The sequence below is a fragment of the Thermosipho globiformans genome (assembly GCF_003990895.1).
Classification (GTDB): Bacteria; Thermotogota; Thermotogae; order Thermotogales; family Fervidobacteriaceae; genus Thermosipho; species Thermosipho japonicus.
The window spans coordinates 149,967-165,789 of the sequence record NZ_BHXD01000002.1 but is presented as its reverse complement, the minus strand read 5'-3'; the positions used below and the strand labels follow the sequence as shown (position 1 = coordinate 165,789).

Here is a 15,823-nt window from a genome sequence, read left to right as displayed (position 1 = left end):
AATGATAAGTAAAAAACCGATATACTTTTTAATAATTCTATTTTCTCTGTTATCATTTTGTTTATATCTTACTTTTTGGCATAAAGATATTACACAAAAAATAGAAGTTTATTCGAGCGGAATAGAATATCCTCTTTGGCTTTTAGATATAGATAACCTTGATTTGTTGTCCACTGTTATTTTAAAAGATAAAGAATTTTGCCACATAGAGATATTTGATCAAAACGGTAATTTACTTTTAGAAAAAGGAAAAAAGAAAATATTTTCTATAAGATATTCTAAAGCAGCCTTCTTTGAAGATATAATTATTGGTACTATATATTTTGATATTTCTCTAAATAGGGTTATCTCTACATTTTTATACATCCTTCTTATATCTCTATCTTTCATGATTATAGCATCTTTATATTTTAAAAATGCTGAAAAAAATGAAAAATTGCTCGAATTAAACGAAGAACTTTCTGAAACAAATGAAGAGCTTGAACAAACTATTAGAGAACTTGAACAAACTCAAGAATCTTTAATTATCTCAGAAAAAATGGCCGCTCTTGGAAAGTTAATGCTAAGTGTTGCACATGATATAAATACACCTATAGGAATAATCTTTACAGCATCAACTGAAATTGAAAATATCTTAGAAAGTAATATCACTGACAAAGAAACTTTAAAACAACTTTCAAAGATAATAATTAAAAACTCTCAAAAAATAGCTGAAATTATAAGCTCACTTAAAAAAACTGCCATTCATGAAGTATCAGACAACTTCTCAAAATTTAATATTAAAGAATTGGTGGAAGACATTGTTGACACCTTATCTTTCAATTTGAAAAAAAATAATATAAAAACAATAATTGATGTTGATGATAAAAATGTGTTTTCAAACCCTGGGGCAATAGCACAAATTTTGATGAATTTAATTAATAACACAGTTGATCATGCATTCAAAAGTGAAAAGGCCGAAAAAATAATCTCGATATCTGCTGAAGTAAATAAAAAACATCTTAAGATAATAGTTAGTGACAATGGTGTAGGAATTGATGAAAAAATCCAAAGAAAAATTTTTGATCCTTTCTTTACTACTGATAAGGAAAAGGGAACTGGCCTTGGTTTAAGCATAGTTCATCAATTGGTTGTTAAATTACTAAAAGGGCATATTGAAGTAAAAAGTAATAAAGGAAAAGGAACAACATTTATCATAATAATTCCTTTGAAGGAGGAAAACAATGGATAAATGGAAAATACTAATTGTTGATGATGAACCAGACGTTCATACATTAACATCTATAATACTTAAAGATATTGAATTTAAAGGAAAAAAGCTAGAAATGATTAACGCATATTCATTAAATCAAGCAAAAAAAATTTTAAAAAATGAAAAAGATATTGCACTTGCAATTGTAGATATTGTAATGGAAAATAAAGATGATGGTTTTAAACTTATACAATTTATTAGAGAAACGCTTAAAAATAAACTCATGAGAATTGTAGTTAGAACTGGACAACCTGGAGTTGCTCCTCCAAGAGAAATAATACTAAAATATGATATTAATGACTATAGAGAAAAAAGTGAATTTTCAAGTAATGCCCTTTTCACACTTGTAATTTCAAAATTGAGAGAGTATTCAGATCTTCTAGAATTATATAATCAAAGAGAAATATTAGAAGAATTTGCAAACATAAATTTTCACAATTTAGATGATTTAAATCTATTTTTTGAAAAAATAAAAAACATCTTGTCTACAAATATAAATATTCAATATTCTGTATTAGACTATTCAGAAGAGGAATGTGACATTATCGACAAAACTCTATGGAAATCAAATAACGAAGTTGAAATATGTATAAAGGCAGAAAAAGAAAAAAGATTAAAATATACAATTAAATTTGACAATCAACTAAGTAATGCATACAAAAACATATTAAACTTAACTTTATCAAAGCAAATCTTAAATATTGAAAACAATATCCTCTCTAAAGAACTAATTGATAACCTGTACCAAATTATATATATACTTTCTGAAATAACAGAGACAAGATCATTTGAAACAGGAGAACATGTAAAACGTGTAGGATTAATAACTAAAGTGATAGCAAAAGAACTAGGATTTAAAAACCAAAAGTTAGAGTTTATATCCACAGCGGCAATGCTCCATGATATCGGGAAAATTGGAATACCTGATGCTATATTAAATAAACCTACTAAACTTGAAGATGATGAATGGCAAATTATGAAGCAGCATACAATTATTGGATACAAAATTTTGAGTTCGGTTGATAACCCACTATTTAATATAGCAGCAAACATTGCTCTTTATCACCATGAAAACTGGGATGGAAGTGGTTATCCAGAAGGATTAAAAGGCGAAGAAATACCACTTGAAGCCCGAATTGTTGCACTCGTAGATGTATACGATGCTTTATCAACTGATAGGGTATATAGAAAGGCCTGGCCTAAAGAAAAGGTTTTAAAATATATTAAAGAACTTAATGGAAAAAAGTTTGAACCAAAGATTGTAGAAATTTTTTTAAATAAATACGATGAGATTAAAAATTTTTATAAGAATTAACAATAAATAATCACTACCTTCTTAGATAATTTTTTCCTAAGCAATCCCTCCATTCAATGAGTTTGACATAAATCAAATTAAAAATTGTGAATTTGATATATTTTTGTTATAATTACTTTGTAGGGTAATTAATTTTAAAATTTTACCCGAATACTTTATGGGGGTGGTATTATGAAAATTTTCAAGGGTATTTGGATAGTTTTGATTGTACTTTTTGTATTTATCTTTGGTTGTGTAAATACAAATCCTATCGATCTTGGACCTTCCGAAATAAGTGATACAGGAAACAACCCTGAATCTCCAGCATATGCTGTTGATATTGTAACAGATAATGATTTCATAGACCTAATAAATCAAATCGCTAATACATCCAGCGGTGGAGGAACAACTTTATCAAAAAATTCAAACAACCTTTTTAAAACTCCTACATCATCTGACGAAGAACTTTCATCTCAAAATGAATATGATCATCTAATTAACATTTTCAATGCAATATCAAGTAAAGAGAATCTGATTAATAAGATGAAACAATTTAGGAAAGCTGTGAACAATCTGCTAAAGTATGAAAACAGGTATGAATACTATGCTGAAGTTACAGGAAATGCTAAAACCAAGCTAGAAAATGCTCTGAGACAATTAAAAGATTTAGATTCAAGCGCTTCAACAACAAACTTATATATCGATTTTAGAGATGTCATGGTATTAAATTTACTTATTGAACCCTTTATATTTATTCATGACAACCATGATGAACTAGTAAAAATTATAAGAGATTCCTCAGAAAATAACATTGAGCCAGTTATTCGAGATGAATTTACAAATTTAGTTAGTACCTTTGAAGCTTCTTATTCAAATGTAGATCCCTCTTATTTTTCAAATCCAACATTTTTAAACGATCTTAAAAATACTCTGGACAAAATTTCGGACATTTCTGAAGATAAAAATTATCTTGACTTAAATGACATTTTCGTTCCAGAGGCCTTTGTACTCAATTGGGTAGACGATGCTATTAATCTCTCTGATTTTCTTTTAAAAACAATTGTTGAAATTAATGAATATGAAATTAGAAAAACAGATGAAAATGGTTTTAGAAAAGATGGAAAAACAACAATTTGGACTTTTGGAGAAAATAAAGCTGATAATATATCAATTACACTTGAATGGTACAACACTCCTTTAATAGAAGAAGATCTTCCAAAAGGCGCAAGTATAACTTTGAATGATAAAGAAGTTAACACTTCTACAACAGCAATAGATGTTCTAAAAATTTTAGATTCAGCTTTACCTAATAACACTTTAACTTTAAATATTAGCTTTGCAACTCCAATAAACTTAGAAAGTACCGCAACCATCAACTACTCATTGAAATTTGATTTTGAAAAATTAAATACTTCAGCACTCGACTTAAAAAATTGTAATTTAAAGATTAATGATGGAATACTAGATATACTTAATGTTGCATCAATAACAGAACTTACAATGGCTATAAATACTCGAAATTTCGAGGTACTTAGCAGCTACTTAAGCTTTATCAGTAAAAACCTTGAATTTGCTTCATTTAGTTACGATTCTGGTTCCAATACAACCACTATTAAATTTGAATATAATCTAGAAAACGGAGCAGTTATAGAAACTCTAGAGTTCAAACTTGAAGGTATTACTTTATATGATTTAATGAATATACCAATTACTTTTCAGGAGAAATTTAGTCATTTAAATCCTCAAAAGTTGTTATTTCTAAAACAAATAAATTACTAAAATCAAAAACAAGGAGCCTTTATGGCTCCTTGTTTTAACATAATGTCCTTTTTTTAATCAGCTAATATTTTATACAATTCTTTGTAACTTGAAACTCTTTTTATATTACCATCAAATTTATTTTTGGGATCAAACAGAACAAAATCAAGCTTTGCTCTTTTTGCACCTTCATAGTCAGTTTCTATATTGTCTCCAATATAAATAGATCTTGAAAGCGGAACATTTGATAATTTTTCTGCATAGAAAAATATATCAGGTTCTGGTTTTGGTTTTCCAACCTTTTCTGAGGTAAGTACAAATTCAAAAAATCTATCTAGTCTTGCAATTTTTGCTCTTTTTTGCTGAACAGATTCTACACCATTTGTAATAGCAGCCATTCTAAATCCTTTCTCCTTCAATTTTTCTAAGAACTCTTCAGCACCTTCTATAAAGAAAGCAACACTGGAAAGTCCTTTTAAATATACCTGTGCAACTTCATTAAAATTCAAATTAAATACTCCAATTTTTTCAAAAAATTCTCTAAATCTTTCTACAACAATCACTTCTTTTCTATACTTTCCCTCTGAAAAAAGCTTCCACCATTTTTCATTTATAGGCCTATAAACTTCTATGTAACTTTCATCATAACCAATATTAAGATGTTCAAACACACTTTTTAGCGCATACTCTTCAGATTTGTCAAAATCTAATATTGTATTATCAAGGTCAAAATATATCATTTCATATTTCATATTTTTTCTCCTTTATCTCATATGTAGAAAATTCAAAAGGAAATTTAACCGGTTTTCCTTCAAGTGCTGATTTGTAGATCGCAAGCACTATCTCTACCGCTTTTTTACCATCTTCTCCACTTATGTATGGCTTTCTATCTTTCACTATTGATTCATAAAAATCTCTATACAAGGGTACATGCCCACTTCCATATACTGTATCTGGATCTGGCAAGGACATAAATGGATGTCCTTCTTCTCCTTCAAATCTCCATTCTTCTATCCTATTTACCGCCAAACCTCCTATTACCACTGTCCCTTTTTCTCCAAATATTGCTAGCTTTTCATGCAAGTTCTTTGGATATATCGTTGTTGTCCCTTCTATCATCCCTATTTTTCCATCTTTAAACTTTATTATCGCTCCTCCAAAGTCTTCTGCTTCTATATATGGGTGACTAAAGTTCTTTATTACCCCATATACTTCTTCTATTTCTCCCCCTAGCATCCACTGGAGCAAGTCTATGTTATGTGTACATTGGTTCATCAATGCTCCACCGTCTTTTTCCCATGTCCCTCTCCAACTTGCCTGCTTGTAATAGCCTTCATTCCTATTCCACCTTATTGTCGCAACTCCATAATGAACTTTCCCAAAATCTTTTCCTTCTATCTTTTTCCTTAACTCTTGTATCGGTGGATTAAATCTATTTTGAAAACATACCTCAAGTTTCAACTTCTTCTCTTTTGAAAGTTTTATCATTTCATCTGCATGCTTTGTAGATAGCGCCATTGGTTTTTCAACAAGCACATGTTTCCCGTTACTTAATGCTTCCATCGCTATCTCATAATGGCTTCCACTATCTGTCGCAATAGCAACCGCATCTATATCTTCTCTCTTTAGAAGCTTTTTAAAATCTGTTTCAACTTCTGGTCTTTTTCCTATCCTTTCTTCAAAAATATTAGCGCAATCTGATGCTTTTTCTTTTACTATGTCACATACTGCAACCACATCAAATAATTCTTTGTTTTGTATCAATGCCTCTGTATGTTTTTTTGTCGCTATCCTTCCACATCCTATCAATGCTAGCTTTAACATATATCTTCCTCCTATCCTAAAACAACATCAAGTGCAGACATTATAAAGAAACCTATTATTAAAAAGTACGTTGACAATCTTTCATTTCCTCTAAGGTGTGTCTCTGGAATTACCTCATCACTTATTACAAATATCATAGCACCACCAGCAAAAGCCATCATATATGGAAGAAGCGCTTTTGAAATAGACACTATTCCAGAACCTAAAATACCTCCAATTATTTCAACAACACCAGTCAAAAATGCCACCCAAAATGATGTTTTTATAGAATACCCGGCATTTAAAAGCGCTGCAGCAACAGCAGCTCCTTCTGGTATATTTTGCGCTCCAATTGCAAATGCTATATTTAACGCTTGATCTGAGAATGCACTCACACCAACCGCCATACCTTCAGGTAAATTGTGAATTGTAATTGCAATAACAAAAAGCCATATTTTACTTAATCTTTTAAGTTCAGCTCCTTCATGCCCCTTTAAAAAGTGTTCATGTGGTGAGTATTTATCCATCAAATCAACGAGTATTGCCCCAAGAAAAAAACCAATCCCAAATCTTAAAAGCCCGCCCATTTCAATAGAAGGCGCAACCAAACTAAAAGCACTTGCAGCAAGCATAATACCTGCAGCCATACCTAAAAGGGCATCAATAAACTTTTCACTTGCTCCTTTTCTAAATAGCAAAAATGGAATTGCCCCTAAAGATGTAGCCATCCCAGCAGCAGAACTTAGTAATACTCCTTTTAAAAACAAATTCATCTTATCACATCCCTATATAGCTCTTTCTTCCTATTTAAAAAATATGCATGCGATATTCCTTCTTCTTTGTATCTAAAAAAATCTAATTTTGAAACATCAATATCTGCATAAATAAGCTCTTCTTTTCTTTTTGCTTGAGTTATAACATTACCATCTGGCCCAACTATCCTTGAGTTTCCAATAAAGTCCATTAATCCTTTCCCACTTGTTGATGATGTTACAAGAAACGCTCCATTTTCAAGAGCCCTTGCTCTAGTTGCAATTTCATAAATATTCTTTCTTTCCTTTGAAAATGCAAATGGTGCAAGTAACACTTGTGCCCCGTTAAGTGCTAAAATTCTTGAGATTTCAGGAAATCCTATCTCATAGCATATCAAAATACCAAATCTAACTCCTTTGAATTTAAACACTAAAAACCTCTCACCAGGTGAAAAGACATCTTTTTCCCCTCTAAATAAATGTGTTTTATCATAAAATAAAATCTCTTTTTTCTTCTTTATAACAAACACAGAATTTCTAACTTCAGAAAGTACCTTTCTTGGAACACCACCTACTATAGCCAAGTTGTATTTTCTTGAAAGCCTTAAAAGCTCAGATTGTACCTCATTGAAAAAGCTTATCGAATCTTCAAGTATATTTTTATCGTAAGTATAGCCAGAAATTGAAAGTTCGGGGAATAAAATTAAACTTGCACCTAGCTCTCCGGCCTTTTCAATAAACTCTATATGCTTTTTTAAATTGTATTCAAAATTACCTGGTTTTGGACTAAATTGGGCTGCTGCTATTAACATCTGCAACCCTCCTTGCTAGCTCCTCTTGCCTCAACCAATAACCATCAAGATACCCTTGTGAAGTTAATAACCCCAAGAACTTGTAATGTTTCTTTGTAAGAACACCTGGTCCAATATTTGCAAGTGGAGTACCTGGAAGTGGCATAAAGGTATGCGCATGCACCTTGGCCTTGTATTTATTTACAATTTTTTTGATAAATTCAAAAGTTTTTTCAATATCCTCTTCAGTTTCAAACGGAAAACCAAAGATAAAATCCACTCGAGGAATAAAGTCATATTCTTTTAATAATGATAGTGCTCTTTCAATTTCCTCTAAATTATGCCCTCTTTTTATCATTTCCAATACTCTTTCACTTCCACTTTGCGCCCCAATTACTATGTATTTATTATTAACATATTTTTTTATCACCATAAGTATTTCTTCATTGACACTCTCGGGTCTTACATCTGAAGGAAACGTCCCAAAATATATTTCTTCAACTCCAACCTTTTTCAAGTTATAAAGCAGGGTATCAACTGCTTCAGGATTTGGAATTACACCATTTTTACTACCGTATCCAAATGAGTTTGGGGAAATAAATCTTGCAATTTTCCTATTATTTTTCACGCCTATCTTTGAGTATTCAACTATTTGCTCGATAGGTCTATGCCTTACTAATTTTCCAGCAAGTCTTGGAGTCTGACAATATCCACAAGAAAATGGACATCCCCTCGTTATTTCTATAGGCATATACAAACTTTTTTCAGGACAAAACGGAGGATAATCAGAAAGATCTACCCTATTTGTTATTCCATCATATATCCTATTTTCCGGAAAATCACCATCTATAAACTTACGTATATTTTCTTCCCCGTCACCAACAAATACATAATCAAACCCAAAATTCAATAATTGCTGTGGCATTGCAGTTGCATGAGGGCCTCCAGCAACCACAACATACCCTGATTTCTTTAATTCTTTTAACTCAACTACTACCGATTCAAGATCAAAACTCATAAAAGAATAGAGGACTACTGTCCCCTCTTTTTTATATGAAAAAATTTCTTCAAAGCTTCTAATATCAACAAGTTCTAAATCCTTTCTGTAAGAATAAATAGACGCAACAAGCGCTGTTATACTATATCTATTATTTTGGCTGTATCTAAATAATAATCTCTTTATCTCCACAGGGCTTCATCAACCTCTTCCAATGTTTTTGCAGTAACAAAAATATGACCGCTATCCATGATAATAATAGTCTTGGATTCCTCACCAAAGGTCATATTGACGATATTTCCCCCAACCTTATGCATTCCCCTCATTTTTCTGGCAACAGCAGAAGAAATTGGTAAAACTGCAATTATACGGTTTCTTGGAATATAAAGATTATTCGAGATTTTTACAATCTGTTCCACACTTTCACCCCTAAACATTAAATCTTATTGTAATTATATCACCATCTTCAATTATATGCTCTTTTCCAACTAATTTCATCAATCCTTTTTCCTTAACCTCTTTTTCACTACCAAGCTCTATTAAATCTTTGTATTTAATAACTTCAGCTTTAATAAATCCTCTTGCAAGGTCAGAATGTATTGCTCCCGCTGCTTCTACAGCAGTACTTCCTTTCTTTAAAGTCCATGCCCTAACTTCATCAGGCCCAACTGTAAAGAATGAAATAAGACCAAGTTGGTCATATACAACCTTTGAAAGTCTTTCTATTCCCGTTTGCTCAATTCCAAGATCCTTTAAAAACTCTGCTCTTTCTTCTTCATCAAGTTCCTGTATTTCCTTCTCCATTAATCCACATAGTTCAATATATGCAAAATTGTACTCTTTAACAAGCTCTAATACTTCTTCTTTTGTTTCATAACTATTTGAAGAAAATTGCTCCTCATCTAGATTAAGTGCTATTATAATTGGTCTTAAAGTTACAAGAGAATAGCTGGAGATCAATTTTTTTTGATCATCGGTTAATTCATATTTTGAAAGAAACTCTTCGTTTTCAAGAACCTTTGCCAGTTCTTTTAAAAGCTTTAACTCATTTTCTTCGCGATTATCAAGTTTTCTTTTTGCATTTTCAAGTCTTTCAATTCTATTTGTAATAATTTCAAGATCTCTAAATATAAACTCATCCAAAGCCAATTTCAATTGTTTAAATGCTGTTTCACCATTTTCTGGATATGGAACACTATCATTTTTAAAAGCCCTCAAAACTAATAAAAGTGCATCGGCATTTTGGACCATATTAAATACCTGTGTTCTACTCTTTTTATCTGAAGGATCAAGAGATGGCGTATCGTAAAATTCAAGGGTTGCATAAGTTGTTTTTTTGGGGTTGTACATCTTTGACAAAATATCAACTCTTTTATCATAAACCTTTGCAACACCTTTTTGATGTATAGGTGAATATGGATCAACCTCTATTCCAGTCAAAAGTGAAAATATGGTCGTCTTTCCAACTTGTGGAAGACCAATTATTCCTATTTTCAAATCAGTCCCTCCCTAAAAACTTTTTTTAACTTAAACACACTTCCTCTTACCTCATTCTTTTTTAGAAAACTTGATGTTCTCTGCGAAACAGCAATTGCAACTAATCTACCATCACAAAGGAGCATAACATCTTGATCTTTTCTAAAATCATCCCTTATCTCTTTTACAAAATCCATAGTTGGTTGTACACCGTTAAATATCTTTTCAACGTAATCTTTATAAACCTCAACCTTTGGTAAATCCAAAACTTCCTCTACTCTTAAAATCCTATTTACAATTTGCTCAGAAGACAATTCAAATGGATTAATCGAATCTTCAATAGAAAACTTTCCTACACTTTTTCTTACAAGTTCAACAGCTGTTGCTCCACAACCAAGCTTGTAACCTATATCCATACACAAACTTCTAATATATGTTCCCGGTGAAACTACCACCTCAAAAGAAAATTCTGGAGGATTTATCTTTATATTTCCTATCTCATATATTTCAACTTCAACAGGTGGAAGTGAAATAATCTTTCCTTCTCTTGCAAGTTTGTATAACCTTTCACCATTATATTTTTTGGCTGAATATGCCGGTGGAACCTGCTTGTATCTTCCCTTAAAAGATAAAATTGCATCTTTTATTTCATCATAGCTTTTTTGACATACTCTTTCTTCCTTTACTTGTCCAGTAATATCAAAAGTTTCTGTAATTAATCCTAAGATAGCTTTTACATAGTATCTCTTTTTTTCATTCTTTAAATACTCCAAAAGTCTTGTTGCACCGGAAATACCAATAACTAGAACACCTTCTGCAAACGGATCAAGTGTTCCTGCATGGCCTATTTTCTTTATTTTAAGCTTCTTTCTTAGTTCATCAATAACGTCATGAGATGTGACACCTTTTGGTTTAAATGCATTCAAAAATCCTACCATCAGTAATTCTCCAAAAACCTCACATCATTTTTAATAAAATCTCTAATATCTCTTATTCCGTACTTAACCATCGCAATTCTTTCAAGACCAAGGCCAAATGCAAAACCAGACCATTCATTCGGATCATATCCTACGTTTTTGAAGACGTTTGGATCAACCATACCTGCCCCTAAAATTTCAAGCCACTTTCCATTAAATAGAATATCAACTTCATAGCTCGGCTCTGTAAATGGGAAAAAGCTCGGTTTTAATCTAACCTTTGCGCTATCACCAAAAACTTTTCTTGCCATCTCCTCCAATGTATATTTTAAATGCTTTACCGTAACATTTTTATCTACATACAAGCCTTCCATTTGTGTAAACATTGGAAGGTGTGTGGAATCATAATCTCTCCTAAAAACTCTACCTGGTGAAATAATAGCAAGTGGTGGTTTTCGCTCAAGCATTGTTCTTACCTGAACTGGCGAAGTATGCGTTCTAAGTAAGATTTTATCTGTGAAATAAAATGAATCCTGAACATCTCTTGCAGGATGCCATTCTGGTGTATTTAACGCATCAAAATTGTGCCACGTATCTTCCACTTCGGGACCTTCTACCACCTCAAATCCCATTGAAATGAATATATCTTCCAACTCTTTTTGTATTTTTGTAAGAATATGCAAATGCCCTTTATCTTTTCTTGCTCCTGAAAGTGTAACATCAACTCTTAGTTTTTCATATTTTTTTTGTTTTTCTATTCTATATAACTCATTCATTCTATTATTTAAATAATCTTCCACTTCCGATTTTGCTTTATTAACGATTGCTCCAAATTTTGGTCTTTCTTGTTGCGGAAGATCCTTTAACTTTTTCATCTGAGAGGTTATTAACCCTTTTTTTCCAAGATATTTAACCCTTATCTGATTTAATTGTTGAAGATCTTCTGCATTATCTATTTCTTTTTTGGCAGTATCAACAAGTTGTTTGATCTCGTCCATCAAAACACCTCCAAATTTAACCTGTATGAAACGAAATTCAATATTAATTATAACATATATATGCTATCATTTAAACAAATAGGAGGTGAAGTAAATGGATTCAATCGAGCTTAGACACATTTTACACCAAAACCCAGAAACATCTTTTAGAGAATTTGAAACTCAAAAAATATTACTTTCAGCCCTAAAGGATCTTAAAGACGAAAGGCTAAAAATTTACAAAATAGCTGGTACAGGTGTTATTGCATTGTATGAACCAAAAAAAGGCGAACCTTTTATACTCTATAGATCAGACATTGATGGACTTCCAATTGAAGAAGAAACAGATTGGGAATTTGCTTCTAAAAATTCTAATATGCATGCATGCGGCCATGACGTGCATATGTCAATCGCATATGAACTAATTAAAAAAATACTTTCTTCAAATATAGAAAAAAATTTTGTCTTCATATTCCAACCAGGTGAGGAAACAGGAGCCGGTGCAAGGTACGTTTTAGATGAAATTGAAGAACTTGACATAAAACTTGCTCTGGCACTACACGTCACCGATGAATATGATTTTAAAACTATTGCAACAACTAAAGGTGTTTTATTTGCAAGTGCTACCGAAATTGACTTAACATTTTCTGGAAAAGCCTCTCACGTTGCTTTCTATAAATCTGGGATTGACTCAATATATCTTGCTAGTAAATTTTTGACCGAATTTTACAATCTAACTTTTGACAAAGCAATTGCAAGATTTGGAAAAATAGAAGGAGGAAATGCAAGAAACATTGTCTCTCCTCAAACCACATTAATGGGAAGTATCAGATCAGAATCTTTAAAAATCACTGAAGATATAATAACTAAAATACAAGAAGTAGCAAAAAGTGTTGTTCAAAAAGATGGTGGAGAATTTTCAATATCAAAAGGTTCAATATACCCACCTGTAATTGTGAATGATAAATTGTATGAACTATTTAGAGAATTTGCACAAAAAAACGACATACAATTTATTGATTGTGGAATGAAATATACAGGTGAAGATTTTGGTTATTTCTCCCAAGAATATCCTTCATTAATGTTCTGGGCAGGAGTTTCAAAAGGTAAAAAATATGGACTTCACAATCCAAAATTTTTACCTAACGACGAAGTTATACCATATTATGCAGATGTTGTTTTCAATTTTTTAAAGGAGCTGGAAGTATGAAAGAGATATTCCAAAAAGTTGCTAGTGAATTTGGAACACCCGTTTACATATATTTTGAAAAAATTTTAGAAGAGAGAATAAATAAAGTAAAAAATGTCTTTGAAGAAATTAATTTTTTCCCTACATTTGCAGCAAAGGCAAACAACAATCCTGCGATTTTAAAAATTCTAAAAAATCATGGATTTGGAGTAGATATATTAGGTGAAGGAGAACTTCTTGCTTGTAAAATTGCTTCAATAGAAGGAGATAAAATTGTCTGGAATGGAAATGGTAAAACAAAAGAGCAAAAAGATTTAATGAAAGAATATAAAGTAAAATATGTAAATGTTGACAGCAAAGAAGAATTTGAAAATTTATGGAAAAACGAAGATGAATTTGAACTGTTTTTAAGGGTAAATCCCGATATAGATGCAAAAACACATCCATACATATCAACTGGACTAAAAAAACACAAATTTGGTGTTGATTTTAAAGTGGCTGAAGAAATTTTAAAATCTCAAAAAATTAGTGGCCTCCATATACACATTGGCTCCCAAATAACAGATGTAAAAACTTTTAAAGAGGCTATTGAAAAAACTTTAAAGCTTTGTCAAAAATACAATATAGAAAAGATAAATATTGGTGGAGGATGGGGAATAAAATATAAAGATGAAAATGAACTAAATACTCAAGAATACAAAGAAGAAATAATACCACTTTTGAAAAATTTTAAATTAGTCATAAATGAACTTGGAAGGTTTATAATAGCACCAGCAGGATTTCTTTTAACAAAGGTAACATTGGTCAAAAAAACAGATGAAAAATTCTTTGTTGTAACCGAAAGCGGAATGAATCATCTACTTAGACCAGCACTTTACAATGCATATCACGAAATAGAGGTATTAAATAACAGTAAAGACGAAATTCTCGCTGATGTAGTTGGCCCTCTATGTGAATCTGGAGATTTTCTTGCAAAGGAAAGAAAAATTAAAAAACCTGAAATTGGGGATCTATTAGTTATCAAAAACGCAGGTGCATACGGTTTTTCAATGTCAAACAACTATAACGGAACAATAAGACCTGCAGAAGTTTTAATTACAAAAGACGGTAAAATAAAGCTTATTAGAAAACGAGAAACGTTTGATGATTTGTTTAAAAATATAATTTTATAGTAAAATTGAATTGTACAAAAAATATGGGGGCGCTGTTTATGCATAAAATAATGATAATAGACGATGATGAATTTGTACATAAATACATTGATGAAGTTCTATCAAAAGAATGTGAATATGAAATAGAAACCATACATGCCTTTTCAGAAAATCAGGCAAGCAAGTTAATCGAAAAATTTAAAGATGATATTTCTGTATTCTTTATAGATGTTTTTATGGAAAATGATAACTCAGGCCTTGTATTAGTTGACCTGATTAGAAATCATCTAAAGTTAAGAAAGCCTAGAATTATCCTTGCAACCTCCTACAAAGAATTTGTAGAAAGAAAACATGACATTTCTGATTTTGATATAAGCCTTTTTATGGACAAACAACACATGGATGAATTTATGTTAAAGCATACATTTTTAAGAGCCCTCAAATCATACATTGAAATTGTAACTCTTGAAAATACAATAAAATCGCTGCAAAAAATAATTGAACTTTCAAGGGATAAAGAAAAATTTGACAACATATTAAAATTTTTAAAATTCATGTTGTATGAAGCTATTAATCTATTAAAATTTTCTTCAAAGACAAGCATTGAAGGTTTTGTAACTTTAAACGGTATCGTATATGCAGCAACTCCAAAGTTTGAAGAATACCTAAATGAGCCACTTTCAAGAGTTAATTTTACATTTTTCCCCGAAAACACTATATATTTTGAAAAAGAACTAACAAAAGATTTATCAATTAAAGTTTATATTATTTCCGAGATAAAACTAAACGAAATTAATAGGAACCTTGTAAGTCTTTTTCTTGAAGAAATAACAAATTCGTATAGTTCAAACTATTATTCAAATCTTTATTCACAAACTCAAAAAGAACTTTTAGCAAAACTACTTTCAGCAATTGAGGCAAGATCTGGAGAAACAGGAGAACATGTAGCAAGGGTTGGAAAAATTGCAAAGATACTTGCTAGCAAAATTAACTATTCACAGATAGATGAAATAGAAATAGCTGCATCAATACACGATCTTGGAAAAATTGCAATACCAGACTCAATTTTAAACAAACCAGATAAATTAAATGATGAAGAATATGCAATAATTAAAGAACATCCTATTATAGGATACAATATACTTGAAAATTCAACTTCTAAAATTTTAAAACTTGCAGCTGTTGTTTGCCTTAAACACCATGAGAATTGGGATGGTAGCGGGTACCCATATGGCCTTGAAAAAGAGCAAATTGATATATCAGCAAGGATAACAGCAATTGCGGATGTATTCGATGCACTTGTGAGTGATAGAGTATACAGAAAAGCACTTCCATTAAATAAAGCATTAGAAATAATTAAAAAAGAAAGAGGAAGAAAATTCGATCCAAATCTTGTTGATATATTCTTTGAAAGCCTTGATGAAATACTTGAAATATGTGAACTACCATGACTTATAGAAGTCATG

At 31.1% G+C, this 15,823-nt stretch carries 15 protein-coding genes; 6 read left to right on the top strand and 9 right to left on the bottom strand.

Features of this window, described 5'->3' with window-relative positions:
• The first annotated feature begins 1 nt into the window (after position 1).
• The 3 genes from EO083_RS02835 (at position 2) to EO083_RS02825 (ending at position 4,325) form a co-directional block, all read left to right on the top strand.
• Positions 2–1,231, top strand: a complete 1,230-nt coding sequence (locus tag EO083_RS02835) for a sensor histidine kinase (protein ID WP_241229942.1) — start codon at positions 2–4, stop codon at positions 1,229–1,231.
• Complete coding sequence (locus EO083_RS02830; protein ID WP_126992681.1) at positions 1,224–2,567, top strand: HD domain-containing phosphohydrolase; 1,344 nt, start codon at positions 1,224–1,226, stop codon at positions 2,565–2,567. The genes EO083_RS02835 and EO083_RS02830 overlap by 8 nt, the downstream gene beginning before the upstream one ends.
• Before the next feature lie 171 nt (positions 2,568–2,738).
• Positions 2,739–4,325, top strand: coding sequence for a hypothetical protein (locus EO083_RS02825; protein ID WP_126992680.1), 1,587 nt, complete (start codon positions 2,739–2,741; stop codon positions 4,323–4,325).
• A gap of 53 nt (positions 4,326–4,378) precedes the next feature.
• On the opposite strand, the gene EO083_RS02820 is transcribed toward EO083_RS02825, so the two are convergent.
• The 9 genes from EO083_RS02820 to pheS are packed head-to-tail and all read right to left on the bottom strand — an operon-like array spanning position 4,379 to position 12,038.
• Positions 4,379–5,056: a YjjG family noncanonical pyrimidine nucleotidase gene (locus EO083_RS02820; RefSeq protein WP_126992679.1), complete on the bottom strand. Its 678-nt coding sequence runs from the start codon at positions 5,054–5,056 to the stop codon at positions 4,379–4,381.
• Positions 5,046–6,128: a Gfo/Idh/MocA family protein gene (locus tag EO083_RS02815; protein WP_126992678.1), complete on the bottom strand. Its 1,083-nt coding sequence runs from the start codon at positions 6,126–6,128 to the stop codon at positions 5,046–5,048. The genes EO083_RS02820 and EO083_RS02815 overlap by 11 nt, the downstream gene beginning before the upstream one ends.
• 11 nt (positions 6,129–6,139) lie before the next feature.
• Positions 6,140–6,880, bottom strand: coding sequence for a ZIP family metal transporter (locus EO083_RS02810; protein WP_126992677.1), 741 nt, complete (start codon positions 6,878–6,880; stop codon positions 6,140–6,142).
• The gene (locus tag EO083_RS02805) at positions 6,877–7,671 is read right to left on the bottom strand and encodes a carbon-nitrogen hydrolase family protein (protein WP_126992676.1); all 795 of its coding nucleotides are present in this window, start codon (positions 7,669–7,671) and stop codon (positions 6,877–6,879) included. The genes EO083_RS02810 and EO083_RS02805 overlap by 4 nt, the downstream gene beginning before the upstream one ends.
• Entirely contained in the window at positions 7,646–8,839 is a 1,194-nt protein-coding gene (locus EO083_RS02800) for a TIGR04013 family B12-binding domain/radical SAM domain-containing protein (protein WP_126992675.1), read from the bottom strand. The genes EO083_RS02805 and EO083_RS02800 overlap by 26 nt, the downstream gene beginning before the upstream one ends.
• A complete protein-coding gene (locus EO083_RS02795) occupies positions 8,830–9,066 on the bottom strand; it encodes a DUF370 domain-containing protein (protein ID WP_241229941.1) in 237 nt (78 codons plus the stop codon). Before EO083_RS02795 ends, EO083_RS02800 begins: the two co-directional genes overlap by 10 nt.
• A gap of 10 nt (positions 9,067–9,076) precedes the next feature.
• Positions 9,077–10,144, bottom strand: coding sequence for a DUF933 domain-containing protein (locus tag EO083_RS02790; RefSeq protein ID WP_126992673.1), 1,068 nt, complete (start codon positions 10,142–10,144; stop codon positions 9,077–9,079).
• Positions 10,141–11,061, bottom strand: coding sequence for a tRNA pseudouridine(55) synthase TruB (gene truB / locus EO083_RS02785; RefSeq protein ID WP_126992672.1), 921 nt, complete (start codon positions 11,059–11,061; stop codon positions 10,141–10,143). The genes EO083_RS02790 and truB overlap by 4 nt, the downstream gene beginning before the upstream one ends.
• Positions 11,061–12,038 (bottom strand): phenylalanine--tRNA ligase subunit alpha, encoded by a 978-nt coding sequence (pheS, locus tag EO083_RS02780; protein WP_126992671.1) that lies wholly within the window; start codon positions 12,036–12,038, stop codon positions 11,061–11,063. Before pheS ends, truB begins: the two co-directional genes overlap by 1 nt.
• 94 nt (positions 12,039–12,132) lie before the next feature.
• Here pheS and EO083_RS02775 point away from each other — a divergent pair, with 94 nt between their 5' ends.
• The 3 genes from EO083_RS02775 to EO083_RS02765 are packed head-to-tail and all read left to right on the top strand — an operon-like array spanning position 12,133 to position 15,808.
• Positions 12,133–13,227 carry a M20 family metallopeptidase gene (locus EO083_RS02775; protein ID WP_126992670.1) on the top strand — a complete coding sequence of 365 codons (1,095 nt, stop codon included), beginning with the start codon at positions 12,133–12,135 and terminating at the stop codon, positions 13,225–13,227.
• Complete coding sequence (lysA, locus tag EO083_RS02770) at positions 13,224–14,378, top strand: diaminopimelate decarboxylase (RefSeq protein ID WP_126992669.1); 1,155 nt, start codon at positions 13,224–13,226, stop codon at positions 14,376–14,378. Before EO083_RS02775 ends, lysA begins: the two co-directional genes overlap by 4 nt.
• A gap of 38 nt (positions 14,379–14,416) precedes the next feature.
• Complete coding sequence (locus tag EO083_RS02765; protein ID WP_126992668.1) at positions 14,417–15,808, top strand: HD domain-containing phosphohydrolase; 1,392 nt, start codon at positions 14,417–14,419, stop codon at positions 15,806–15,808.
• Positions 15,809–15,823: the final 15 nt, after the last annotated feature.

Excerpts from the sequence above, each read along its gene's own strand:
- EO083_RS02765 (WP_126992668.1), top strand. The coding sequence starts at position 14,417 with ATGCATAAAATAATGATAATAGACGATGATGAATTTGTACATAAATAC.
- pheS (WP_126992671.1), bottom strand. The coding sequence starts at position 12,038 with ATGGACGAGATCAAACAACTTGTTGATACTGCCAAAAAAGAAATAGAT.
- EO083_RS02810 (WP_126992677.1), bottom strand. The coding sequence starts at position 6,880 with ATGAATTTGTTTTTAAAAGGAGTATTACTAAGTTCTGCTGCTGGGATG.
- EO083_RS02820 (WP_126992679.1), bottom strand. The coding sequence starts at position 5,056 with ATGAAATATGAAATGATATATTTTGACCTTGATAATACAATATTAGAT.
- EO083_RS02805 (WP_126992676.1), bottom strand. The coding sequence starts at position 7,671 with ATGTTAATAGCAGCAGCCCAATTTAGTCCAAAACCAGGTAATTTTGAA.
- EO083_RS02825 (WP_126992680.1), top strand. The coding sequence starts at position 2,739 with ATGAAAATTTTCAAGGGTATTTGGATAGTTTTGATTGTACTTTTTGTA.
- EO083_RS02775 (WP_126992670.1), top strand. The coding sequence starts at position 12,133 with ATGGATTCAATCGAGCTTAGACACATTTTACACCAAAACCCAGAAACA.
- truB (WP_126992672.1), bottom strand. The coding sequence starts at position 11,061 with ATGGTAGGATTTTTGAATGCATTTAAACCAAAAGGTGTCACATCTCAT.
- EO083_RS02830 (WP_126992681.1), top strand. The coding sequence starts at position 1,224 with ATGGATAAATGGAAAATACTAATTGTTGATGATGAACCAGACGTTCAT.
- EO083_RS02835 (WP_241229942.1), top strand. The coding sequence starts at position 2 with ATGATAAGTAAAAAACCGATATACTTTTTAATAATTCTATTTTCTCTG.
- EO083_RS02815 (WP_126992678.1), bottom strand. The coding sequence starts at position 6,128 with ATGTTAAAGCTAGCATTGATAGGATGTGGAAGGATAGCGACAAAAAAA.
- lysA (WP_126992669.1), top strand. The coding sequence starts at position 13,224 with ATGAAAGAGATATTCCAAAAAGTTGCTAGTGAATTTGGAACACCCGTT.